The organism is Nocardioides sp. YIM B13467 (assembly GCF_042788075.1).
Classification (GTDB): Bacteria; Actinomycetota; Actinomycetes; order Propionibacteriales; family Nocardioidaceae; genus Nocardioides.
On record NZ_JBHZPJ010000046.1, the window covers coordinates 4,135,691 to 4,157,927 of the forward strand.

The window sequence follows — 22,237 nt, forward strand, 5'->3', positions numbered from 1 at the left end:
GCACATCGATCACTGTGACGCCAACGCCGTACGCACGACCTCGCGGTCGTCGAACGGGTGGGTGACGCCGTTGATCTCCTGGCCCGTCTCATGCCCCTTACCTGCGACGACGACGATGTCGCCGGGCTCGGCGAGGCTGATCGCGCGGACGATCGCGGCACGCCTGTCGCCGATCTCCTCGACGCTCGCGCTGCCGCCGGTCGTGCCCTCCAGCACCTGTCGCCGGATGCTCGCCGGGTTCTCGGTGCGCGGGTTGTCGTCGGTGACGATCACGTGGTCGGCCAGCCGCGCGCTGATCTCCCCCATGATCGGCCGCTTGCCGGTGTCGCGGTCTCCCCCGGCACCGATCACGACGATCAGCCGGGACTCGGTCAGCGGACGGAGCGTGCCGAGCGCGGCCTCGACCGCGTCCGGCTTGTGCGCGTAGTCGACCACGACGGTGAACGGCTGGCCCTCGTCGATCCGCTCGAGGCGTCCCGGGACGCCGGAGCCCTTGGCGAGGGCGGTCGCGANGTGCTCCGCGTAGCGGTTGCGCTCGACGGCGGCCACGATCCGCTGCAGCGCGAGCATCGGCTCGCGATCCTGCAGATGCGGGGCCAGGCCAGTGGCCTCCTCCCGGGGTGAACGGGTCCCGGTCCAGGGGAGACCGAGGTCGATCGCGGTGTCGCCCAGCTCGCTCCAGCCGGCCTCGGCGTCGCCCGCGAGCCGCGTCGTACGCCGCCGGCGCCGGATCACGGCCGGCGCCGCGAGCGCGATCAGGCCGACCAGGGCCACGATGCTCAGACCGGTCCAGACGGCGCCGGCGTTGGACTCCTCGGCGCCGGTGTCGGCGACTTCTGGTGTGTCCGGCTCCTCGCGCTGCGGCCGGTTGGGCACCGGCGCGACGCTCGTGCCGGCGCTGGGAACGGGCGCCTCCGGCTCGTTGCGGGCGTTGCCCAGCGCACCGGTGGTGTAGCCGGGCTCGCTGGTGTCGGCGGCCGCCGGGGTCGGCTCGAAGCGGATCCAGCCGATGTCCTCGAACCACAGCTCGGGCCAGGCGTGCAGATCGCGGCCGCGGAACTGCCACACGCCGTCCTCGTCCTGGTCGCCGCCCAGGAAGCCGAAGGCGACCCGGGCCGGGATGCCGAGCTCGCGAGCGAGCACGGCCATGGCCGTGGCGTACTGCTGGCAGTAGCCGATCTTGTTGTCGGTCAGGAAGTCCAGCAGGGCCGCGCTGTCGGAGCCGACGTCACGCTCCAGGCTGTAGGTGAACTCCCCGCTGTGGCGGAACCAGTTCTGCAGGGCGACCGCCTTGGCGAACGGCCGGTCCTGGCCGGCGGTCCGCTCCAACGCGATCTCCTCGATCTCGTCGGGGAGCAGCGGCAGGTCGGTCATGCCCGGCGGGGCGCCGACGCCTGGGTCGCCGGCGGCGAGGAGGCGCTCCTGGGAGGGCTCGACGGGGGCGGCGGTCATCCGCCAGCTCTGCCCGGCGACGGTCTGGTCCCTGCCTTCGGTGGACATGAAGTCGAGGGTGTCCTCGTCGTAGCGCCACGGCCCCCGGGCGGTGACCTCGAGGGGATGGGCGAAGATCGGCAGCCAGGTCGACTGGAACTTCGCGCTCGCCCGCAGTTGGTAGGTCGTGGGATCGCCGAGCAGGGACGCGTCGGACATCGGCGGCTCGAAGGTGGCCACGCCGCTGTGGTCGGAGGGCACGTCGCGGTTGCCGGAGGTCCACTCCGTGCCGGTGAACTTGGTCAGGGCGCCGACGCGGAGATACGACGGGGGAGTCTCGGTGTCGCCGTAGACGGGGGTCACGGACACCATCACCTGGTCGCTCTGCCGGCGCAGGTCGTCGTAGAGCCCGACGGTCGGGTTGATCACTCGCAGGGGGCCGTTGCCGTCGCCCGGACCCAGACCGGGAAGGGAGACGTTCGGGCTGGGCAGCCAAGCCGGGGTGAGCAGGGCGATCACGACGGCGGAGACGCCGATGACCGCCGGCCCGGCGGCGGGCACCACCGGGAGGTCGTCGTCGAGGCGCCGGCCCCATCGGCTCAGCTGCTGGGCTCGGTCGAGGCGCAGCATCACCAGGAACGAGATCGCGGTGAGCGCGAAGACGACCCAGGAGACCCCGCCCCAGCCACCGGCGCCGATGATGCTGAACGGCACCGTGAATACGCCCAGCACCACCAGCCCCATCATCGGCGGCCGCCGCAGCGAGACGGCGAGGATGTCGGCCAGCAGCACCGCCGCGACACCACCCGGGATGAGGTAGGGCGCCACCTCCGACCCGGACATCGGCAGGTCGAACGGGTTGAACGCGACGTACGCCTCGGTCATCTCGGCCGTGACCCGTGCCCGGCCGCCGCCGGTGATGGGGAAGGGGTGCTGCACGACCAGGAGGCCCGTCGCGATGGTGCCGAGAAGCACCTGCAGCAGGACCACGACCGAGCCGTGCACGCGCAGCAGCCGCGCGGAGATGCCGGTGCCGACCACGAGCAGGCCGGCGACCAGGATCGGGCCGAGGTAGGGGAACCGGGTGCTCGTGAACGATCCCCATGACGACAGCGCGAACAGCACCGTCAGGAAGCAGGTCAGCGGCACCGCCATGGCGGGCATGACGCCGCGTGCGTCTCGGGAGGTCATCATCGCGCTGCCCCCGCTCCTGCTGCCGCGCCCCGGGTGCCGAGCTCGCGCCAGCGCGTGGCCACCGAGTCGCCGACCCCGAGCTCGACCGCCTTCCAGCCGTGCTGGATGAGCAGAGGTACGCCGCTGGGCCGGCGTTGCTCCGGCGCCAGGTGCACCGCGCTCCAGCCGTCGACGGCGAGCGAGAAGGCGAGCGCGGACCCGGTGTGGTGACGTACCCGGCGAAGCACGCCGGCGTCGTCCTCGTCGAGAGAGCCGAGAACCGCGACGGTGACTCCGCCCTGCCCGGCCTCGCCGATCCAGGAGGCGTCGATGCGGTGGTGCTGGACGGTCTCGACCACGGCGAGCGCCTCCAGCAGGGCGGCCGCGTCGGCCTGGCCCTCGCGGTCGTGCCAGCCGGCGTTGAGCTCACCGCTGCCCGCGGCGCCGGGGGTGTTTCCGCCGGAGGTCACCAGCCGCACCGAGTAGCCGGCCTCGACCAGGTGCACCGCGACCGAGGCGGCGACCACGACGGCGTGCTCGAAGGAGGAGCCTGCGCCCTGGCCGCGGTGGACCGAGCGACGGTTGTCGAGGAAGACGGTGGCACGGGCCTGCCAGGGCTGCTCCTCGCGGCGCACCATCAGCTCGCCGAGGCGGGCCGAGCTGCGCCAGTGCACCCGCCGCAGCTCGTCGCCGCGGCGGTACTCACGCACCGTGACGTCCTCCGCGCTGCCACCGAGGAACGCCCTCGGCCGGGAGTCGCCCGACGAGGTCGCGTTGCCGGTCAGGGGAGTCGGGGGCAGCGGGACCACTCTCGGCGTGACCGTGAACGGGACCGTGGACTGGAAGGCGCGGTTGAGCTCGACCAGTCCGAACGGGTCGGCCACGGTCACGCGCATCGGGCCGATGTCGAAGCGGCCCCGGATCTCGGAGCGGATCTGGTAGCCGAGCTTGTGACGCCACCCGAAGCCGATCCGGTCGACCACGAAGCGCGGGCGCCCACCCAGGGCGTACGGCACCGTCTCCTCCAGCAGCAGGGTCCCGGTGGGGATCCGGCCCTCGTTGGCGATGGTGAGCTCGACCTTGGCCGGCTGACCGGCCTCGGTCAGGTGCGGCTCGATGTGGCGGACGAGCGCGAGCCGGTAGCGGCCCCAGGCGGCGACCACCACGGTGACCAGCGGCAGCGCGACCAGCAGCATCCCGATCCGGGACAGTGTGGACTGGTCCAGCAGGATCCCGCAGACGATGGCGGTGATCCCGGCGGCCAGGAAAGCCCGGCCCCGGATGGTCAGTCCGGACAGTGCCTCACGCATCGCGCCCCTCCTTGAAGTCGGCCCGAGGGTCAGGTCTGTGGCACCGGCACGGCGGACACGACGGACTCGAGGATGTCGGTGACCGACCGGCCGTGCATCGCCGCGGAGGCGCTGGGGAGAAGACGATGGGCAAGGACCGGACCGGTCAGCCTGCGTACGTCATCGGGAAGGACGAACTCGCGTCCGTGCAGAGCGGCATGAGCCTTGGCGGCCCGCAGCAGGTGGAGGCTCGCCCGCGGCGAGGCGCCCAGGGCGAGCTCGTTGTTGGTGCGGGTCGCCGCGGTCAGCGCCACGGTGTAGCGGCGGACCGCCTCCGAGACGTAGACCTGGTTGACGACGCCGACGAGCTTGCGGATCTCCACCGCGTCGGTGACCGGGTCGAGGTCGTCGAGCGGGTTGGCCGCGCTGTGGTTGGCCAGCATCGCGATCTCGGAGGCGACCGGCGGATAGCCGACCGAGACCCGCGCCATGAACCGGTCGCGCTGCGCCTCGGGGAGGGCGTACGTCCCCTCCATCTCGATCGGGTTCTGGGTCGCGATCACCATGAACGGCGACTCCAGCTGGTAGGTCACGTTGTCGACGGTGACCTGGTGCTCCTCCATGCACTCCAGCAGCGCCGACTGGGTCTTGGGGGAGGCACGGTTGATCTCGTCGCCGACGACGATGTTCGCGAAGATGCCACCCGGGCGGAACTCGAACTCCCGGGTGTTCTGGTTGAAGATCGACACCCCGGTGACATCGCTCGGGAGCAGGTCGGGCGTGAACTGGATGCGGCGCACCGAACAGTCGATCGAGCGCGCGAGCGCCTTCGCGAGCTGGGTCTTGCCGACCCCGGGCACGTCCTCGATCAGGAGGTGTCCCTCGGCGAGCAGCACGGTCAGCGTGGAGTCGACGACGTCGGTCTTTCCTTCGATCACCTTCTCGATGCTGTCGCGAATGCGGCCCGCGACCCGCACCAATGTCTCGATCTCTGCCCCATGCGATGAGGCCTCCAACGGCGTCGTCACGTCGCGTCCTTCCGACTCACCCTGCTTATGGGAACACCGTACGGGGTAGCGCCTACGGGCGTCTGCGTCATTCACCCGACTGTGACCTGTAGGCGGTACGCCGCCGGCCTCCGCCGCACGCGGGCCGGGGGAGCGGGCGGTGGTGGGAAATCGCCTCGTGGGGGAGGAAGGTGGTTTGAATGTGGGGGATTGTGGGGTACGGTGGGGCAAAGTGGAGGAACGATCCACGTTGAGCTGACCGCGGGGGCGAGCACATGTTCTTCATGGGCACGTACACGCCGAAGCTCGATGAGAAGGGCCGGATCTTCCTCCCGGCAAAGTTCCGAGATCGACTGGCGGAGGGGGTTGTCGTGACGCAAGGTCAGGAGAACTGCCTCGTGGTGTGGCCCGAGGACGTCTTCATGCAGGAGGCGCAGCGGGCCCAGCAGACGCCGCTCACCTCTCGGGACGCGCGTGACTACGCCCGTGTCCTCTTTGCGGGGGCCGAGCAGACGACACCCGACAAGCAGGGCCGGATCGGCATTCCGCCGCTCCTGCGCGACTACGCCGGGATCGTCAAGGACGTGGTCGTGATCGGTGTGATGGACCGGATCGAGATCTGGGACCCGGCCAAGTGGGCGGAGTACTCCGCGGGTGCACAGGCCAAGTTCGCAGACCTCGACGAGTCGACGGACTGATAAAGGGACAGATCGACAAAGCGACAAGCAGCAGAGCTGATCAGAACCGAAACAAGTCAACAGCGGATCCGCAGGACGAGGTCTCAGTCCCGCTCCACTCATCCAGCCATCCGGGGCACCTTCCCCGGCTCCGGACGGCACCTGGTGACGGAGCGGGCATGAGACCTGGCTCTGCGGATCCGCGGCGTTGTCAGCCCGTAGCTCTGCCAAAGAGCTGGGGGAGAACACACACCAGACGAAGCCGTGCGATGGGGGTCGAGGCGGTGACGAACCAGAAGCACGTGCCGGTGATGCTCGACCGCATCGTCGACCTGCTCGCGCCGGCGCTCGCCGATGGTGGCGTGCTCGTCGACTGCACGACCGGTCACGGTGGTCACACGGAGGCCGTCCTCGAGCGCGTTCCCGGGTCGCGGGTGATCGGCATCGACCGAGACACCTACGCCCTCGGCATCGCGGGGGAGCGGCTGGCCCGCTTCGGCGACCGGTGGACAGGCGTCCACGCGGTCTACGACGAGATCCTCGACGTCGTCGCCGGGCAGGGCCTGGACGAGGTCCAGGCGGTCCTCTTCGACCTCGGCGTCTCCTCGATGCAGCTCGACCAGCGCGAGCGTGGCTTCGCCTACGCGGAGGACGCGCCGCTCGACATGCGGATGGACGCCACCCGGGGCCAGACCGCGGCGGACGTCCTCAACAACTACTCCGCGGCGGACCTGACCCGGATCCTGCGGGACTACGGGGAGGAGAAGTTCGCCAAGAAGATCGCCTACGCCATCGTCAAGCGTCGCGAGACGGTGCCGTTCACGACGAGCGGGCCTCTGGTGGAGCTGCTCTACGCGGAGATCCCGGCACCTGCCCGTCGCACCGGCGGACATCCGGCCAAGCGCACCTTCCAGGCGCTGCGGATGGAGGTCAACGACGAGCTCGGGGCGCTGCGTACGGCACTGCCGGACTCGCTCGAGGCCGTCGGCGTCGGTGGCCGCGTGGTGGTCGAGTCCTACCACTCGCTCGAGGACCGGCTCACCAAGCGGGCCTTCACCGAGGCGACCAAGCTGGACGTACCTCCCGACATGCCGTTCGTGCCGCCCGAGGCCGAGCCGTCGTTCCGCCTGCTCACCCGTGGTGCCGAGCAGGCCAACGAGGCAGAGATCGAGGAGAACCCGCGCGCCGCCTCGGTGCGACTGCGCGCGGTGGAGCGCACCAAGCCCCGAACCAACCTTCCCAAGCCGAACCCTGGAGCAGCCAGATGAGCATCGCCGCCGCGCCACAGGCGCCCGTGCGCAGCCCGGACCGGGCCAACGAGACGACCCAGACACGGCTCACCGCCGTGCCTGCGCCGCTGCCTGCCCCGATGGCGCCGCGGCTGCCGTTCGTCGTGCTCGTCTCGATGCTGCTCATCGGTGGCGTCGTGGGTCTGCTGGTCTTCAACACCTCCATGCAGCAGTCGGCCTTCCAGGAGCAGCGTCTCCAGGAGCAGGCGACCACGCTGGCCGCCCGGGAGCAGGCGCTCGACGGTGAGCTGAAGAAGATGGAGGACCCGCACAAGATCGCCGCCAAGGCGAAGGATCTCGGCATGGTCGTCCCGCAGAACGCGGCCATGCTCCGGGTCCCCGAGGCGAAGATCGAGGGCGAGGCGGCCGCGGCCGACCGGTCCGCGACACCGCCGCTGCACCCGAAGGTCGCCAAGCCCTACAGCGTGCTGGTCGCCGAGCAGAAGGCGGCCGAGGCGGCCGCCGCGAAGAAGAAGGCGGCCGAGCTCGCCGAGAAGAAGCGCGCCCGGGAAGCGGCCGAGGAGCAGCAGCGTACGTCTTCGGGCGAGGCCCGGTAGGGGAGCGGAGCGATGGCCCAGCGACAGGTCAAGCGGAAGGTCCGCCGGCCGGCGCGCCGCCCTGCCGCGCGGTCGACGCCGAAGGCGACGCAGCGACGCGGGCCGGTGCACATCCGGCTCCGCGTCGGCTTCATCCTGGTGGCGATGGTGCTCTCGGTCTTCGGGGGCCGGCTGGTGCAGCTGCAGGGCATCGACCCGCACTCGTACGCCGCGATGGCGGCCGCCGAGAACGTCGTCGATGTCGTGCTTCCGGCCGAGCGCGGCGAGATCCTCGACCGTGACGGCGAGGCGCTGGCCGACTCCTCCGACGGGCTGATGGTCCTGGCCGACCCGAAGCAGACGAAGAAGGACGCCCCGGCGATCGCCGCGTTCCTGGCCAAGGAGCTCGGGGTCGACTACGCCTCGGCGCTCTCGAAGCTCCGCAAGGACGGCAGCCGGTTCCAATACATCAAGCGTCAGGTGCCCGCGACCCAGGCGACCGCCGCGGTCGAGAAGGCGGGCAAGGAGGGTTACCAGGGGTTGTGGACCAGCCGCGACCCGCTGCGCAACTACCCCAACGGCGACGTCGCGGCCAACCTGGTCGGCTTCCTCGGCAACGACGGCCCGCTGGCAGGCCTCGAGGCAGCCTTCGACAAGCACCTGGCCGGCAAGGACGGCCACGCCGAGTACGACGCGACCAGCCCGGTCAGCGGCACCCGGATGCCGCTGGGCACCAACAACCGCGTCGATCCGGTCGACGGCACCGACCTGACCCTCACCATCGACCGCGACCTGCAGTACTACGTGCAGCAGACCCTGATGGACGCCGTGCAGAAGTCGCGCGCGGAGTCGGGGATGGCGGTGGTCATGGACACCCAGACCGGCGAGATCCTGAGCCTGGCCGACTACCCGACCTTCGACGCCCGCGACCCGGCGGCCTCGCCCAAGACTCTGCGGGGGAGCGCGGCGCTGTCCAACGTCTACGAGCCGGGCTCGGTGCAGAAGGTGCTCACCGTCGCCGGCCTGCTCGACCAGGGGCTCGTCTCGCCCTCGACCCGGCTCAAGGTGCCGGGGTCCTACCGCTCGGGCGACGCCGACATCCACGACTGGTACGAGCACGGCATGGAGAAGCTCACCCTGGCCGGGGTGATCGCGAAGTCCTCCAACATCGGCACCGTGATGGCCGCCGACAAGTACGAGGACGGCCAGCTGCGCGACTACCTGGCCGCCTTCGGTCAGGGCCGGCGCACGGGCCTCGGTCTCGACACCGAGTCGGCCGGTCTGCTCGCCTCGCCGGAGACCTGGAACCCGGCCGACGAGGACCGCATCGACTTCGGCCAGTCGATCTCGGTCAACGCCGTGCAGATGACCGCCGCGCTCAACACGATCGCCAACGGCGGCGTACGCATCGATCCCAGTCTCATCGCCGGGAGCGCCACCAACAACTCCGGCATCGAGGTCGGCACCGACACCGCCGATCGCACCCGTGTGGTCTCCGAGGAGGCCGCCTCCCAGACCGCGGAGATGATGGAGCGGGTCATCAACGACCCCGTCAACGGCACCGCCAAGCAGGCCGCCGTCCCCGGTTACCGCGTCTCCGGCAAGACCGGAACCGCGCAGCGGGTCAACTCCGAGTGCAAGTGCTACGACGGCACCACCACGGTCTCCTTCGGCGGTTTCGCCCCCACCGACGACCCGCGGTTCACGGTCTACGTGGCCATCCACAACCCCGGCAACGGCGGTGGCGGCGGCACCGTCACCGGCCCGGTCTTCTCCCAGATCATGTCCTTCGCCCTGCGTCGCTACGGCGTCCCGCCGACCGGCACCGAGCCTTCGAAGATGCCTACTGGTTGGTGAGTTGCGCGGTCGCAGGAATACCCGGTTCACCGGGTATTCCTGCACTTCTCTGGCATTGCAACACCGGAGAAGTGCAGGCATTGCCTGTGCGCTGTGACGGATGAGACAGATGATCCGCCCGAAATGCATAACATAGGTATGTTATGTTTCTTGGGTGAGCACGACTTCTGCCTCCGGACGTGACCTCTCGCTCGCCCTCGAGAAGGTGGTGCGACTGGTGCGGGAGGTGTCGACCGCAGGGGACGTGTCGCCGACGGCGGCCACGGTGCTGGCCGGCCTGGCGAGGACGGGCCCGCAGCGGGTCACCGACCTGGCTCGGGTGGCCGGGGTGTCCCAGCCCGCGATGACGCAGCTGGTCAACCGGCTGACTCAGCAGGGGATGCTCGCCCGGGTCGCCGATGACGCCGACAGGCGGGCGGTCCTGGTCGAGGTCACCGACGCCGGACGAGAGGTCCTCGAGACCAGGCGCGGGCAGCGTGCCGGTGTGCTCGACGCCGCCCTGGCCCGGGTCTCCGCCGAGGACCGTGTCGCCATCGCGGCGGCGCTGCCCGCACTAGACCGGCTCGTCGACGCCGTGCTCGATTCCTGACGCGCCGGCCTGCCGGCGACGCGTACGAAACCAACGTCTGAGAAGAGGCAAGAAGAATGAGCTCCCACCAAGGGGCAGCTGCCGCAAGTCCGTTCAAGCAACCACGCGCCGTGTGGGCGGTCGCGTTCGCGTGCGTGGTGTCGTTCATGGGCATCGGGCTCGTCGACCCGATCCTGCCGGTCCTCGCCGAGGAGTTGGCCGCGACGCCGGCGCAGGTGTCGCTGCTGTTCACCAGCTACCTCGTGGTGACCGCCGTGGCGATGATCGGCGTCGGCTGGGTCTCCAGCCGGATCGGCGCCAAGTGGACGCTGATCCTCGGCCTGGTGCTGATCGTGGTGTTCGCCGGGCTGGCCGGGACCGGCGACGGTGTCGACGGCATCGTCGGCTTCCGGGCCGGCTGGGGCCTGGGCAACGCGCTGTTCATCTCCACCAGCCTGGCCGTCATCGTCGGCTCGGCGACCGGCGGGTTCGCGGGGGCGATCATCCTCTACGAGACCGCGCTCGGCCTCGGCATCGCGGTCGGTCCGCTCCTCGGCGGCGTCCTCGGTGGCATCTCCTGGCGCGGCCCGTTCTTCGGCGTCTCCGCGCTGATGGCGATCGCGCTGGTGGCCACCCTGGTCTTCCTGCCGCCGACGCCCAAGCCGGAGAAGAAGGTCACCCTGCTCGCGCCGCTCGCCGCGCTGCGCCACCGCGGGCTGCTGACGATGGGCATCATGGCGCTGCTCTACAACTGGGGCTTCTTCACCCTGCTCGGATACGCGCCCTACCCGATGGGGCTGCACGACCCGCTCCAGCTCGGCTGGGTCTTCTTCGCCTGGGGCATCCTGGTCGCCGTCTTCGCCGTGTGGGGCGCGCCGTGGGCGCAGCGCCGCTTCGGCACCGCGCCGACCCTCTACGTGAACCTTCTCGGTCTCGGTGCTCTGCTCGCCGTCATCGGCCTGGGCGTCTCCTCGCCGACCGTGGTCATCGTGGCCGTGATCCTGTCCGGCATCTTCGTCGGCCTCAACAACACGCTGACCACCCAGGCGGTCATGCTGGTCTCGCCGGTGGAGCGGCCGATCGCGTCGTCGGCCTACGGTTTCGTACGCTTCATCGGCGGCGGTCTCGCACCCTTCGCCGCGGGCAAGATCGCCGAGGCGACCGACCAGTCGGTGGCCTTCTACGTCGGCGCCGCGGCCTTCCTGATCGCGATCCCCGTCCTGGCCAGCGGTCACAAGCTGATCACGGCCGCCGAGTCGGCCGAGACCGCCGAGCCGGTCACGCCGACGCTCGAGCCCGTCGGCCCGGTCCGCGGTGAGGGCCGGCCGGTGCTGGTCGCTGTCGGCGCCACCCTCGACGCCGACGCGGTCGTCGACCGGGCAGCCGAGATGGCCGCAGCCGAGGGCGCACCGCTCGAGGTCGTCCACGTCCGCGAGACCGAGGTGGTCGAGGAGCTGGCGATCGACGCCGAGGAGCCGGAGATGGCCGCCGCGACGGTACGCGCCCATCTGGACCGCCTCGCGGCCCGCGGCGTGACCGCGACCGGCCTGGTGCTGCACAGCGTCGGCGACCACGCCAGCGCCGGGATGGTGCTGGCCAGGTACGCCACCGAGGCCCGGGTCCGCACGATCGCGCTCGGCTCCTCGCCCCGGGGCCGTGCCGCCCAGCTCGCCGACGGCTCGATCACCTTCGCGGTCGTGCGGAACGCCGGCGTACCTGTCGTGCTCGTCGTTCCCGGCCAGGAGCCGCACGAGCTCAGTGCTGCCGCATTGACCCAGCTACGCCACGCCTGAACGCCACGCCAGGGGTCGGCCCGGCGGGACCTGGTCCCGCCGGGCGGATAACCTTCGCCAGGTGAGCAGTGCGTACGAGACGGCGGATCCCAAGAGCCCGACCCGCCCGCGAGTGACCGAGCCGGTGACGCTGGCCGAGCTGGCCGGCGAGTTCGATCTGGACGTACGCGGCGAGGCCCGTGTCACCGGGGTCACGCTGAGCTCCCAACGGGTGCTGCCCGGTGATCTCTACGCCGCCCTCCCCGGGAGCCGGGCGCATGGCGCCAGCTACGCCGCCAGTGCCGTCGAGGCCGGGGCGGTCGCGGTGCTCACCGACGCCGCCGGCGCCGCCGAGCTGGAGGCCCAGGGTCTCGGTGAGGTGCCCGTACTGCTCGTCGAGAAGCCGCGCAAGGTGCTCGGCTCGCTCTCGGCCCGCGTCTACGGCAACCCGTCGGGCAAGCTGCGGCTGATCGGGGTGACCGGCACCCAGGGCAAGACGACGACCACCCGGCTGGCCGAGAGCGCGCTGCTCGACGCCGGCCACCGCGCCGGCGTCATCGGCACCGTCGGCACCCGGATCGGCGGGCGCGACGTGAAGACGCCGCTGACCACGCCCGAGGCTCCCGACCTCCACGGTCTCTTCGCCCGGATGGTCGAGGAGGGGACCGAGGCGTGCGCCATGGAGGTCTCCTCGCACGCCCTGGTGATGGGCCGCGTCGACGGGGTCGTCTTCGACGTCGCCGTCTTCCTCAACCTGGGCCGCGATCACCTCGACTTCCACGAGACGGTCGAGGACTACTACGCGGCGAAGGCCGACCTGTTCACCCCGGAGCGGGCGATGTTGGGCATCGTCAACATCGACGACGAGCACGGCCGCCGCCTCGCCGCCGAGGCAAGCATCCCGATCCTCACCTACGCGCTGCACGACGACACCGCCGACTGGCGCGCCACCGACGTCGAGCTGCGTCCCGACGGCTCCAGCTTCACCGTCCACGGCCCCGACGGCCTGGAGTTCCCGGGCGCCAGCCCGCTGGCCGGCGACTACAACGTCAGCAACACCCTCGCCGCCTTGGCCAGCATCCACCACGCGTACGGCGAGGAAACGGTGGTGCGCGACGTCGCGACCGCCCTCGCCAAGGGCTCCGGGGTCNACTGCCGAAGATGCCCTCGTCCCCCAGGGCCCGCCGTACGTAGAAGTGGGCCGGATGCTCCCAGGTGAACCCGATGCCGCCATGCAGCTGCACCGCCTCGTGCACCGTTCGGATAACGGCATCGGTGGCCACGGCCCCGGCGACCTCGGCAGCCAGGGCCGCATCCGGGGCCTCGTCGTAGAGCGCCGCCGCGTAGACGACGGCTGAGCGCGCACGCTGAAGGTCGGCGAGTACGTCGGCGAGGCGATGCTTGATCGCCTGGAAGGAACCGATCGGCCGCCCGAACTGCTCCCTCTGACCGACGTACTCGATCACGGTGTCGAGCTGATGGCGGACGATGCCGACATGCTCGGCCGCGACGGCGGCAGTGGCGGCCCGGCGCACGTGCGTCAGGACCTGCTCGGCCCTCTCGGGACCGACGACGCCGACGACCTCTGCCCCGCTGAGCACGACGTCGGCCTGACGACGGGTCGTGTCGAGGACCTCGAGCCGGCGGCTCTCGACACCGGGGTCGGTGCTGCGCACGACGAAGACTCCGTCCTCGCCACCGAACACGACGAGGTCGCTGTCGGCACCTGCGACGACTCGGGCGAGAGTCCCGGTGGCCCTGCCGCCAGCCACCTGGACCGATCCGGCGAGCGCGACCGTGCCGACGAGGTCGCCCGCCATGACGGCGGCCAGCAGCTCACGGACCGCCACAGTGTCGTCCGCGAGGGAGAACGTCAGCGCGGTCAGCACCGAGGACTCGAGGACGGGCTCGGGAAGCAGAGCCGCCCCTGACTCCTCCAGCACGACGGCGAGGTCGCGCAGGCCGAAGCCGGCTCCCCCGCGCTCCTCGGGGACGATCATCGAGCTGATCTCCACCTCCTTGTTCAGCCTGCGCCACAGGTCCTCGGACCAACCTCGCGCCGAGTCGGCGGCGCGACGTACGGCCTGATGGTCAGCGTCGCGATCGAGCAGATGACGAACCACGTCGCGCAGCTCCTCGTGCTCTGCGACCGGCGCAACGATGGACGGGGCGGCTTCTGGCCAGACGGCCAGGCTCTGGGTCATGGGCTTCTCCTCGGACCGGGTATCCGCTATCGTCATCACACTACTTGAATTCACTTCAATTACAAGAGCGCCCGGCACAACGAGCGACAGGAGGCGTGATGACCGAGATCGCGACGGCGTCGGCGGCAGAGCTGGCGGGACTCGAACGGCTCGCGCCAGCACTGGTCGAGGAGACCGGCGAGACCGGGTGGAGTGAGGTCGGAGCCGAGCTGATCAGCGGCGGCAAGTCGAACCTGACCTTCCTGCTCTCCTCCCCCGCCGGCGAGCTCGTGCTGCGCCGCCCACCGACCGGCGAGCTGCTGCCGAGCGCTCACGACATGCTCCGCGAGGCGCGCGTGCAGTCGGCACTGGCGGGCTCGCCCGTGCCGGTACCGCGAATCGTGAGGGCCGACGCCGGCGAGCTGATCGGGATCCGCTGCTACCTGATGGAGCGCGTCCGCGGTCACATCATCCGCAATGCCCTCCCCACCGGGTACGCAGCGACCGCCGAGGAGCGGGAGCGCCTCGGCTTCGCCTTCATCGACACCCTCGCCGCACTCCACTGCGTCGACCCGGACCAGGTCGGCCTGGCCGGCTACGGCCGCCCGGACGGCTACGCCGAGCGACAGGTACGCCGCTGGACCAGGCAGTGGGAGAGCTCGCGCAGCCACGACGTACCCGAGGTCGACGAGCTCGCAGACCGTCTCCGCGGCCACGTACCCGCACAGCGGGCCACCTCGATCGTCCACGGCGACTACCGCATCGACAACTGCGTCTTCGACCTCGACGACCCGGGGAGGATCAACGCGGTCCTCGACTGGGAGCTGTCCACGCTCGGCGACCCGCTCACCGACCTCGGCTATGCGTTGATGTTCTGGCGCCACCCGGGCGAACCGCCGATCTCCTCGCTGACGCCGACCGTCACCGACCAGCCCGGCTTCCCGACCCGTTCGCAGCTGCTGGAGCGCTACGCCCGCGCGACCGGGCTGAGCCTCGACGACCTGGACTTTCACCTCGCGCTGGCCCACTTCAAGTTCGCCGTCATCGCCCAGGGGGTCGCCACCAGGTCCCGCGAGGGAGCGATGGGCGGCCAGGACTTCGGTGACCTCGACGACGAGATCCTCGCGCTCGCCCGCGCCGGCCTCGACCTGATCTGATCCGATCCCTAGGAGCATCAAGATGGACTTCGCACCGTCGGCCAAGGCCCAGGAGGCCTGCGAGAACATGTGGGACTTCATGCGTACGCATGTCTTCCCCGCCGAGCCGGTCTGGCACGCACACCTGCGCGAGCACGGCGAGCACACGCATCCGCCGGTCATGGAGGACCTGAAACACGAGGCGCGCAGACGCGGGCTGTGGAACCTGTTCCTCCCCCAGCACTCCGGTCTGACCAACGCCGACTACGCGTCGGTCGCCGAGATCTCCGGCTGGTCGCCTGTGATCGCGCCCGAGGCGATCAACTGTCAGGCACCGGACACCGGCAACATGGAGACCCTCGAGCTGTTCGCCACCGACGAGCAGCGCAAGCAGTGGCTCGAGCCGCTCCTGGCCGGCGAGATCCGCTCGGCCTTCGCGATGACCGAGCCGGAGGTCGCCTCCTCCGACGCCACCAACATCACCACCCTCATCACCCGCGACGGCGACGACTACGTCATCAACGGCCGCAAGTGGTTCATCACCGGCGTCGCCGACGAGCGCTGCCAGATCCTCATCGTCATGGGGAAGACGGACCCCGACGCCGAGACCCACCGGCAGCAGTCGATGGTGCTGGTCCCTCGAGATGCCCCGGGCCTCGAGATCCAACGGCACCTGCCCATCTTCGGCTACCAGGACCAGCACGGACACTCGGAGATCGTCTTCCGTGACGTACGCGTCCCGGCCGGCAACCTCCTCGCCGAGGAGGGCGACGGGTTCCGCATCTCCCAGGCACGGCTCGGGCCGGGGCGGATCCATCACGCGATGCGGGCCATCGGCATGGCTGAGCGCGCCCTCGCGCTCATGGTCGAACGCGCACGGAGCCGGGTCGCGTTCGGACAACCGCTGTCCGACTACGCCAACGTTCAGGACCACATCGCGCAGTCACGTATCGAGATCGATCAGGCCCGGCTCCATGTCCTCGACGCGGCCTGGAAGATCGACACCTACGGGATCAAGAACGCCCGTAGCGAGGTCAGCGCGATCAAGGTCTCGGCGCCCGCGATGGCCACCGCGGTCATCGACCGCGCGATCGAGGTGTTCGGTGGTGCCGGCGTCTCCGACGACACCCCGCTGGCGTACTTCTATGCCTGGGCACGAGTCCTGCGCATCGTCGACGGTCCCGACGCCGTCCATCGCCGGACGGTGGCGCGGCTGGAGATGAGGAAGACCCCGCCGTACGTCGGCTGATCCTGCTCCCGGCGGTCGGACCTCGCGGCTCGTCCACCGGGAGCAGCGCGTTCGGCGCGGGTCAGAGCTTGCCGCCACCGTCGACGTACAGCGTCTGACCAGTGACGTACGACCCCTCGTCGCTCGCCAGGAACGCCGCGGTGGCAGCGATGTCCTCCGGCATACCGACCCGCTTGACCGGGTTGGCCTCCGCGTTGAGCCTGCGGAACTCGTCCGGCTCGAGCCCCAGACGCGCAGCGGTCTGATCGGTCATCTCGGTGGCGATGAACCCGGGAGCGATGGCGTTGACATTGACGCCGTACGGCCCGAGCTCGATCGCCAGCGTGCGCGTGAAGCCCTGGATGCCCATCTTGGCGGCCGAGTAGTTGGCCTGGCCGCGGTTGCCGAGCGCGGAGGTCGAGGAGACGTTGACGATCTTCCCGTAGCGCTGCTTCACGAAGTGCTTCTGCGCTGCCTGCGACATCAGGAACGCGCCCTTGAGGTGCACGTCGACGACCTGGTCCCAGTCGGCCTCCGACATCTTGAAGAGCAGGTTGTCGCGGGTGATGCCGGCGTTGTTCATCAGCACGTGCAGCCCACCGAGCTCGGCGACCACGCGCCCGATCGCCTCCTCGACGGCCGCCGACGCAGACACGTCGGCCCCGATGCCCAGATGACCGCTACCAGGAAGCTTTGCGGCCGCCTCCTTGGCAGCCGTGTCGTCGAGATCGAGCACCGCGACCTGGCCGCCCTCCTCCGCGAAACGCTGGGCGCAGGCGTACCCGATGCCGCGCGCGGCCCCAGTCACGACGACGACGCGCCCCTTGAATCGACCCATCTCTTCACTCCGTTCACTCGGTGGAGGCTCATCACGATCGGCCCTCCACGGAGTACGATACCTAAACCGAATTCAATCCAGGAGGAATCATGACGTTGACCCTCGACGGGATCGACGGCGTACGCGCCGCCACCGGCACCGACCTCGGCCCAGGCCCGTGGTTCGAGATCGACCAGCCCCGCATCTCGTCCTTCGCGGACGTGACCGAGGACTGGCAGTGGATCCACGTCGACACCGAACGGGCGGCCGGCAGCGACCTCGGCAGCACGATCGCTCACGGCTATCTGACCCTGTCGCTGATCCCTCGCCTGAGCAGCGACATGTTCACGTTCGCCAGTATCGGCCGCGCCCTCAACTACGGGCTCGACAAGGTCCGGTTCCTCTCCCCCGTCCGCCCCGGCGATCGCATACGAGCCCGCGCGACGATCGTCTCGGCCGACGACTCCGGCGCCGGCGTCCTCGCCCGGGTGCGCTACACGATCGAGATCGAGGACCAGGAGCGGCCGGCATGCGTCGTCGAGGCGCTGATGCTGGTTCTCCCGGCAGCGGACTGAGCCGCTGTCAGGCGCCGAGCAGCGCGCTGTGAGCCACGCAGATCGGCCTGCCACCACGTATCCGCGATGACAGGCCGATCTTTGTTGGTTCCGAGGACTACTGGTACTGACCCGTGTTCGACACCTGCTCGATCGAACGACCTGGCTCGGTGTCCTGCTTGCCGGTGATGAGCGTGCGGATGAAGACGTGTCTGCACCAGCGGACGATGCTGCTGGCCTTCTACGAGGCCACAGCAACTTCGGAGCGACCGCAGCTCGACTCGGCCTGCACCACAACACCATCCGCTACCGCCTCGACCAGATCGCGGAGCTGCTCGGGCGGCCCCCAACCGAACGGCGCCTGCAACTCGAACCCGGGGCGTCGAACTCTCCGCGCCATCTTGACCCATAGCCCGGTTCAAGCCCCTCACGCCGAGGCAGAACCACCATTGGCATACGTCGGCGGGACCGTCGTTGGAGCTGCGATGCCGGGCGATGCCCGGGGCCGCAGCGCCCAGCAAGGCAATCAGCGCCTGATCAGTCGAGAGGGCTGGCTGCTCCATCCAGCATGGCCCCGGCCCGAATCTCGGTGTCGGTGGTGTGTTCCACGAATGCCAAGAAACCAGGGATGTCATGGGCTCCCGCGTTGGCCGTCTCGGCGGCTTCCTGGGTGGCATAGATCCAGACGTCGGTGTATGACCCGTCGTCCAGTCGCGCGACACACGGCACATCCACCAACGCGGGGTGTGCGGCCTTGACGTCGAGGATCGCCTGCCGGCGCAGCTCCATCAGCTTCTCCTCCTCGATGTCGTCGGCCCGGTAGCTCACATATTCCACGAATACAGCCATTTGTTTCTCTGTTCCTTAACAGTTCCAGTTTGCGGTCACTTCTCGCCAAGGTCGGCCAGCACTCGGCGTGCCGACCGCTTGGCGCTCTCGATGGCACCGTCGATGAACCCGGCCCACCCCTCTGCGTAGTCAGAGCCGGCGAGGCGTACTCGTGACTCCGGCGCTCGCAGCTCTGACATCGCCTCGGTGAGCTGTCCGGGGCGAAGCATCGGCCAGGTCTCTTGGGAGTACGGATCGTGGACCCAGTCGTGGCCGTCCACCGCGACCACCCGGACATCCGGCAGCCATTGCCGTAGCCCCGACTCGACGGCAGCACGGTCGGTGACGTCGAGGCCGTCCGCGTCAGGCCCGAAGCCGACGACGAGACTGTCGCCGTCGACGTGGTACTCCAACTGGGCGAACGTCATCGGCTCCTTGCTCGTGGCCATGGCCACGAACGGCGCCAGCTCGCCCTGGATCCGCGCCCAGAACTTGCACCCGGTCGAGGCTTGGCCCTCCGCAGCAGCCTTCGCCTTGACCGGGCTCAGCGCCGGCTCGAACTCGACAGAACGGAGTGCGTTGAGCGGCAGGGTGATGATCGCCTGCTTCGCCGACACGACCTCGCCCGACTCGGTGGTCACGCTCACCCCGGCCGCGTCGTGCACGACCCGCCGGACCGCGGTGTCCAACCGGATGTCCGCGGCGCCGGCGTCGCTTGCGACGGCGTCGAGGAGTGCACGAGTCCCGCCGGCCAGCTTGTACGTCGCGCATGCCTCGAACATGAGCTGCCAGCTTCCCCCGGACAACGCTGCCCAGCGGAGCCCCTGGGTCCAGGCCGAGTTCTCCGGGTGGCCGTTGAAGTTGAGCGCCCACATGCCGTCGAGCACGTCGCGTTGCTCTGCCGATACGTCCAGGGAGTCGAGCTTCTCCCGGAAGCTGAGCGTGTCCGCCTCCTTGAGCTCCGGGACGTCGAGGTCGGGCTGGTGGGGATTGGGGAAGTGCCGCATGGCAGGATCCAGCACGGCCCGCATCCCGGGATCAAGCAGGTCGATCAGCTCGTCCGGAGTGCCCTCCTTCACCTGTCCGTCGGTGAGCCAGAGCGCACGTTCCGGGACCGGGCTGGGCACGATCCCCAGGTCGTAGCGGACGATCTCTGCCCAGACGTGGGGCTGGATCCAGTGCACCCAGGTTCCGCCGATCTCCAGGGTCCGACCGAGCGGCGACTCCCGGGTCCATGTGCGCCCACCAAGGCGGCTGCGCGCCTCGAGGAGGACGACGCTGCGACCGGCCTGGGTGAGCTCCCGAGCCGCAGTCACACCCGCGAAACCGCCTCCGATGATGACGACATCGACATAGTTGTTCATGATTCTCCTTCGGTGGGCCATCACACGGGCTGGAGCGCGGCGGCGAGCATCAACAGCAGGGACAGGGGCATGGCGACTGCTCCGATCCTGTCGATCCAGGTGACATCTTCGCGCCGTAGCTCGCGAACGGTCATGACGAGATATGCCGCGGTGCCGAACACCGCTACGACGCACAGTCCGGCAAGAGCCAGCTCGTGGCCGGCAGCGTGGGCGTTGCCGACGTCGTGGTGATCGACCGCCAACACGTGGACATGGCCGCGCACCGCCATCAAGGCGGCGCAGACCCCCATCAGCGCCGTGCCGAACGCACCGTGCCGGCAGGGCGGGACGAGCTGTCGCCGTTCCGCCAGCATCAGCGCCCCGGCGAGCGCGAGGAGGACGACGGCCCAACCACCGGCCGGAGCCACGACCGCGGACCCCAGCGCCATGTCCACCATGGCGAGGACCATCACCACACCGGCCACCAGTTCAGCGATCCGGCGGCGGTCCACGGCCACGCAGCACACGCCGAGCGCGGCCGGGAGAACCGCACCAGCGTGCAACGCCTCGCTCATGAGTCGCTCCCGCAGCATCCGCTCGACGTCTCGGCCGGGTCTGCATCACAGTGCTTCGCCGGCGCGGGCAGGTCGAGGGTGGGGTTGCGGTCGAAGAAGCCGTCGGGCTTCAGCACGAAGCCGGCGTAGTCGACAGGCATGATCGGCCAGTCCTCGAGCCGCGGGAAGTGAGTGAGGCCGAAGGTGTGCCACAGCACGATGTCCTGACCGTCGATGTCCCGGTCTTCTTGGGCGTAGGTCGGCAAGCCGGCACCGCCCGGGTGCTGGTTCACCAGCTCGCCGGACGCCCACAGCTGCTCGTCGTCGTACCGGGTGACCCACAAGGCCTTGGTCGCGAAGCTCGCCCGCTCTCGAATGGAGGCGCCGTCTGCGGCGAGGAGCAGCGGCGACTGGGTCGGGAACAGGACGTACGCCGGGCGCCGGCCCATGCGGTTGGCCTTCTCGGTGTTCACGACCGCCCAGGTGCGGCCGACGGACGCATCCGCCTCACGCTGCGCCTCCGACTCCGTACGCAACCGCCTGATCGAGCGGGTGAACGCGTTGCCGACGGGGTTCCCCTCCCCCATCGGAACCCGGACGACGTCGATCTCCTCGACCGCGTTGGTGATCCCGTCGACCTCCATGTCGAGCCGGGCGGAGAACAGGTGCTGGTGCACCGGCGCGCCGAGGCCGGGGGCGAGCTCGGTCGCGTACGGGTAGTCACCACCCGGGTGACCGGAGGTGAAGACGATGCCGGTGGCCTTGGCCTCGAGCTCGATGCCGCCGTCGAGGTAGAGGTACCAGTAGAAGCCGTAGTCGTAGTTGCCCACGGTCACGAAGAACGAGATCACGAGCCGGCGTTGCCTGCGTACCTCGCTGGTGCCGGAGAACATGTCGTTGTGCTTCCACAGGATGCCGAAGTCCTCCTCGTGGATGCAGATGGCGTTCTTGATCTCGCGAGGATTGCCGTGGTCGTCGGCGACGGTCGCGGAGACGTAGGTGATCTCTCCCAGACAGTCGCAGCCGAGCTCGAGGGAATTGGCCAGCCTGCCGAACTGGTACTCCCCCACGTCGAAGTAGTTCTGCCAGTCGTGCGTCGGGGTCGGATCGCCGTAGGGCACGACCATCTCAGCGATCGAGGCACGGTTGATGATCGGGCGCTCGGTGCCGTGGTCACCGAAGGTGATCCGGTGGAGCGTGAGTCCCTCGCGGCCGTTGAAGCCGAGGCGTACGCTCCAGTTCTCCCAGGTCAGGACGTTGTCCTCGAGGGTGAACGAGACGCCCTCCGGCTGGGCGATGACCAGCGGTTTGAGGCTGTCGCGGACCGGGCCACGGACATCGGGATCGAGGTAGTCCCCCGACTCGTCGGGCACGTGGTCGATGTCGGTCTCGACGACCCGCAGCACGCGCTGGTTCGTCAGGTCGACGTGTGCGACCACGCCGTCCACGGGATGTGCCCACATCGAGTCGGTCGGGTGGGTCAGCTGGAAGGCGAGCACCCGAGCGGCGCGTACGTCACGCTCGTCCTTGTAGTCGAACGACCCTGCCGACAGCGCGACGCAGCGCAGCTGGTCTAGATCTGTGATGCCGCGCCGGCGGACCGCCTCCACCCAGTGCTCGTCGGCCTTGCAGATGCCGTCCACCCGCTCGAAGTCCTCGTCGAGGATCGGCCCCTGACCCGTTCCGGGCGCGATCGGGCGAGTCTCCAGCACCGTTTCGGCGGTGACGTCGACGTCGACCCAGACCGTCGTACGCTCGGCGAGGTCCAGCAGCAGCGCCCGCACCTGCCGGCGAACCGGGGCCCCTGGGACGTATGCGGCGACGACCTCCTTGGAAGGCTCGACGAGGGAGACGTAGGCGAACCGGGTCGCGTCGGTGACCATGCCTTCGGCGAGGAGGACCTCGCGGAACGCGGTGATCTCGGCGGCGCTCAACGGGGCGAGCGGGTGCGTGTCGGTCTGGCTGGCGGTGATGGTGTCGATGCTCATGAAGATC

Annotated in this window: 19 protein-coding genes and 1 pseudogene; 11 read left to right on the forward strand and 9 right to left on the reverse strand. The window is 69.8% G+C overall.

What is annotated here, in order from left to right:
• Window positions 1–9 precede the first annotated feature (9 nt).
• The 3 genes from ACFX43_RS27070 to ACFX43_RS27080 are packed head-to-tail and all read right to left on the reverse strand — an operon-like array spanning window position 10 to window position 4,921.
• Window positions 10–2,625 (reverse strand): transglutaminaseTgpA domain-containing protein, encoded by a 2,616-nt coding sequence (locus ACFX43_RS27070; RefSeq protein ID WP_378838992.1) that lies wholly within the window; start codon window positions 2,623–2,625, stop codon window positions 10–12.
• A complete protein-coding gene (locus ACFX43_RS27075) occupies window positions 2,622–3,914 on the reverse strand; it encodes a DUF58 domain-containing protein (protein WP_378838997.1) in 1,293 nt (430 codons plus the stop codon). The genes ACFX43_RS27070 and ACFX43_RS27075 overlap by 4 nt, the downstream gene beginning before the upstream one ends.
• A gap of 29 nt (window positions 3,915–3,943) precedes the next feature.
• Window positions 3,944–4,921: an AAA family ATPase gene (locus ACFX43_RS27080; RefSeq protein WP_378839000.1), complete on the reverse strand. Its 978-nt coding sequence runs from the start codon at window positions 4,919–4,921 to the stop codon at window positions 3,944–3,946.
• A gap of 263 nt (window positions 4,922–5,184) precedes the next feature.
• Here ACFX43_RS27080 and mraZ point away from each other — a divergent pair, with 263 nt between their 5' ends.
• The 7 genes from mraZ to ACFX43_RS27115 all read left to right on the forward strand — a co-directional run bounded on the left by mraZ (window position 5,185) and on the right by ACFX43_RS27115 (window position 12,818).
• Window positions 5,185–5,598 carry a division/cell wall cluster transcriptional repressor MraZ gene (gene mraZ, locus ACFX43_RS27085; RefSeq protein ID WP_231380332.1) on the forward strand — a complete coding sequence of 138 codons (414 nt, stop codon included), beginning with the start codon at window positions 5,185–5,187 and terminating at the stop codon, window positions 5,596–5,598.
• Between the two features lie 248 nt (window positions 5,599–5,846).
• Entirely contained in the window at window positions 5,847–6,845 is a 999-nt protein-coding gene (gene rsmH, locus ACFX43_RS27090) for a 16S rRNA (cytosine(1402)-N(4))-methyltransferase RsmH (protein ID WP_378839007.1), read from the forward strand.
• A complete protein-coding gene (locus ACFX43_RS27095) occupies window positions 6,842–7,423 on the forward strand; it encodes a hypothetical protein (protein WP_378839010.1) in 582 nt (193 codons plus the stop codon). Before rsmH ends, ACFX43_RS27095 begins: the two co-directional genes overlap by 4 nt.
• Window positions 7,424–7,435: 12 nt before the next feature.
• Complete coding sequence (locus ACFX43_RS27100) at window positions 7,436–9,259, forward strand: peptidoglycan D,D-transpeptidase FtsI family protein (RefSeq protein ID WP_378839017.1); 1,824 nt, start codon at window positions 7,436–7,438, stop codon at window positions 9,257–9,259.
• A gap of 154 nt (window positions 9,260–9,413) precedes the next feature.
• On the forward strand, window positions 9,414–9,848 hold the full coding sequence (locus ACFX43_RS27105) for a MarR family winged helix-turn-helix transcriptional regulator (protein WP_378839020.1): 435 nt from the start codon (window positions 9,414–9,416) through the stop codon (window positions 9,846–9,848).
• Between the two features lie 56 nt (window positions 9,849–9,904).
• The gene (locus ACFX43_RS27110) at window positions 9,905–11,620 is read left to right on the forward strand and encodes an MFS transporter (protein WP_378839023.1); all 1,716 of its coding nucleotides are present in this window, start codon (window positions 9,905–9,907) and stop codon (window positions 11,618–11,620) included.
• A gap of 61 nt (window positions 11,621–11,681) precedes the next feature.
• Window positions 11,682–12,818, forward strand: coding sequence for a Mur ligase family protein (locus tag ACFX43_RS27115; protein WP_378839028.1), 1,137 nt, complete (start codon window positions 11,682–11,684; stop codon window positions 12,816–12,818).
• Window position 12,819: 1 nt separating this feature from the next.
• Here ACFX43_RS27115 and ACFX43_RS27120 read toward each other — a convergent pair.
• Window positions 12,820–13,839: pseudogene (locus ACFX43_RS27120) on the reverse strand (acyl-CoA dehydrogenase family protein); the annotation flags it as partial.
• Between the two features lie 62 nt (window positions 13,840–13,901).
• Here ACFX43_RS27120 and ACFX43_RS27125 point away from each other — a divergent pair.
• Window positions 13,902–14,939 (forward strand): phosphotransferase family protein, encoded by a 1,038-nt coding sequence (locus ACFX43_RS27125; protein ID WP_378839033.1) that lies wholly within the window; start codon window positions 13,902–13,904, stop codon window positions 14,937–14,939.
• A gap of 22 nt (window positions 14,940–14,961) precedes the next feature.
• Window positions 14,962–16,167 carry an acyl-CoA dehydrogenase family protein gene (locus tag ACFX43_RS27130; RefSeq protein WP_378839038.1) on the forward strand — a complete coding sequence of 402 codons (1,206 nt, stop codon included), beginning with the start codon at window positions 14,962–14,964 and terminating at the stop codon, window positions 16,165–16,167.
• 61 nt (window positions 16,168–16,228) lie between these two features.
• Here the strand turns inward: ACFX43_RS27130 and ACFX43_RS27135 are convergent, their stop codons facing one another.
• Window positions 16,229–16,984 carry an SDR family NAD(P)-dependent oxidoreductase gene (locus ACFX43_RS27135; protein WP_378839048.1) on the reverse strand — a complete coding sequence of 252 codons (756 nt, stop codon included), beginning with the start codon at window positions 16,982–16,984 and terminating at the stop codon, window positions 16,229–16,231.
• Between the two features lie 89 nt (window positions 16,985–17,073).
• Here ACFX43_RS27135 and ACFX43_RS27140 point away from each other — a divergent pair, with 89 nt between their 5' ends.
• A complete protein-coding gene (locus tag ACFX43_RS27140) occupies window positions 17,074–17,538 on the forward strand; it encodes a MaoC family dehydratase (RefSeq protein ID WP_378839051.1) in 465 nt (154 codons plus the stop codon).
• 187 nt (window positions 17,539–17,725) lie between these two features.
• Window positions 17,726–17,929, forward strand: a complete 204-nt coding sequence (locus ACFX43_RS27145) for a helix-turn-helix domain-containing protein (protein ID WP_378839056.1) — start codon at window positions 17,726–17,728, stop codon at window positions 17,927–17,929.
• A gap of 125 nt (window positions 17,930–18,054) precedes the next feature.
• On the opposite strand, the gene ACFX43_RS27150 is transcribed toward ACFX43_RS27145, so the two are convergent.
• The 4 genes from ACFX43_RS27150 to ACFX43_RS27165 are packed head-to-tail and all read right to left on the reverse strand — an operon-like array spanning window position 18,055 to window position 22,230.
• Window positions 18,055–18,366 carry a hypothetical protein gene (locus ACFX43_RS27150; protein WP_378839059.1) on the reverse strand — a complete coding sequence of 104 codons (312 nt, stop codon included), beginning with the start codon at window positions 18,364–18,366 and terminating at the stop codon, window positions 18,055–18,057.
• A gap of 35 nt (window positions 18,367–18,401) precedes the next feature.
• On the reverse strand, window positions 18,402–19,709 hold the full coding sequence (locus ACFX43_RS27155) for a flavin monoamine oxidase family protein (protein ID WP_378839062.1): 1,308 nt from the start codon (window positions 19,707–19,709) through the stop codon (window positions 18,402–18,404).
• A 20-nt stretch (window positions 19,710–19,729) separates the two neighbouring features.
• Window positions 19,730–20,263, reverse strand: coding sequence for a hypothetical protein (locus tag ACFX43_RS27160; protein ID WP_378839065.1), 534 nt, complete (start codon window positions 20,261–20,263; stop codon window positions 19,730–19,732).
• Window positions 20,260–22,230, reverse strand: a complete 1,971-nt coding sequence (locus ACFX43_RS27165) for a primary-amine oxidase (RefSeq protein ID WP_378839068.1) — start codon at window positions 22,228–22,230, stop codon at window positions 20,260–20,262. The genes ACFX43_RS27160 and ACFX43_RS27165 overlap by 4 nt, the downstream gene beginning before the upstream one ends.
• Window positions 22,231–22,237: the final 7 nt, after the last annotated feature.

What these genes read in the sequence shown, in the direction of transcription:
- ACFX43_RS27075 (WP_378838997.1), bottom strand. Translation starts at nt 3,914, where the DNA reads ATGCGTGAGGCACTGTCCGGACTGACCATCCGGGGCCGGGCTTTCCTG.
- mraZ (WP_231380332.1), top strand. Translation starts at nt 5,185, where the DNA reads ATGGGCACGTACACGCCGAAGCTCGATGAGAAGGGCCGGATCTTCCTC.
- rsmH (WP_378839007.1), top strand. Translation starts at nt 5,847, where the DNA reads ATGGGGGTCGAGGCGGTGACGAACCAGAAGCACGTGCCGGTGATGCTC.
- ACFX43_RS27095 (WP_378839010.1), top strand. Translation starts at nt 6,842, where the DNA reads ATGAGCATCGCCGCCGCGCCACAGGCGCCCGTGCGCAGCCCGGACCGG.
- ACFX43_RS27100 (WP_378839017.1), top strand. Translation starts at nt 7,436, where the DNA reads ATGGCCCAGCGACAGGTCAAGCGGAAGGTCCGCCGGCCGGCGCGCCGC.
- ACFX43_RS27110 (WP_378839023.1), top strand. Translation starts at nt 9,905, where the DNA reads ATGAGCTCCCACCAAGGGGCAGCTGCCGCAAGTCCGTTCAAGCAACCA.
- ACFX43_RS27125 (WP_378839033.1), top strand. Translation starts at nt 13,902, where the DNA reads ATGACCGAGATCGCGACGGCGTCGGCGGCAGAGCTGGCGGGACTCGAA.
- ACFX43_RS27130 (WP_378839038.1), top strand. Translation starts at nt 14,962, where the DNA reads ATGGACTTCGCACCGTCGGCCAAGGCCCAGGAGGCCTGCGAGAACATG.
- ACFX43_RS27135 (WP_378839048.1), bottom strand. Translation starts at nt 16,984, where the DNA reads ATGGGTCGATTCAAGGGGCGCGTCGTCGTCGTGACTGGGGCCGCGCGC.
- ACFX43_RS27140 (WP_378839051.1), top strand. Translation starts at nt 17,074, where the DNA reads ATGACGTTGACCCTCGACGGGATCGACGGCGTACGCGCCGCCACCGGC.
- ACFX43_RS27150 (WP_378839059.1), bottom strand. Translation starts at nt 18,366, where the DNA reads ATGGCTGTATTCGTGGAATATGTGAGCTACCGGGCCGACGACATCGAG.
- ACFX43_RS27155 (WP_378839062.1), bottom strand. Translation starts at nt 19,709, where the DNA reads ATGAACAACTATGTCGATGTCGTCATCATCGGAGGCGGTTTCGCGGGT.
- ACFX43_RS27160 (WP_378839065.1), bottom strand. Translation starts at nt 20,263, where the DNA reads ATGAGCGAGGCGTTGCACGCTGGTGCGGTTCTCCCGGCCGCGCTCGGC.
- ACFX43_RS27165 (WP_378839068.1), bottom strand. Translation starts at nt 22,230, where the DNA reads ATGAGCATCGACACCATCACCGCCAGCCAGACCGACACGCACCCGCTC.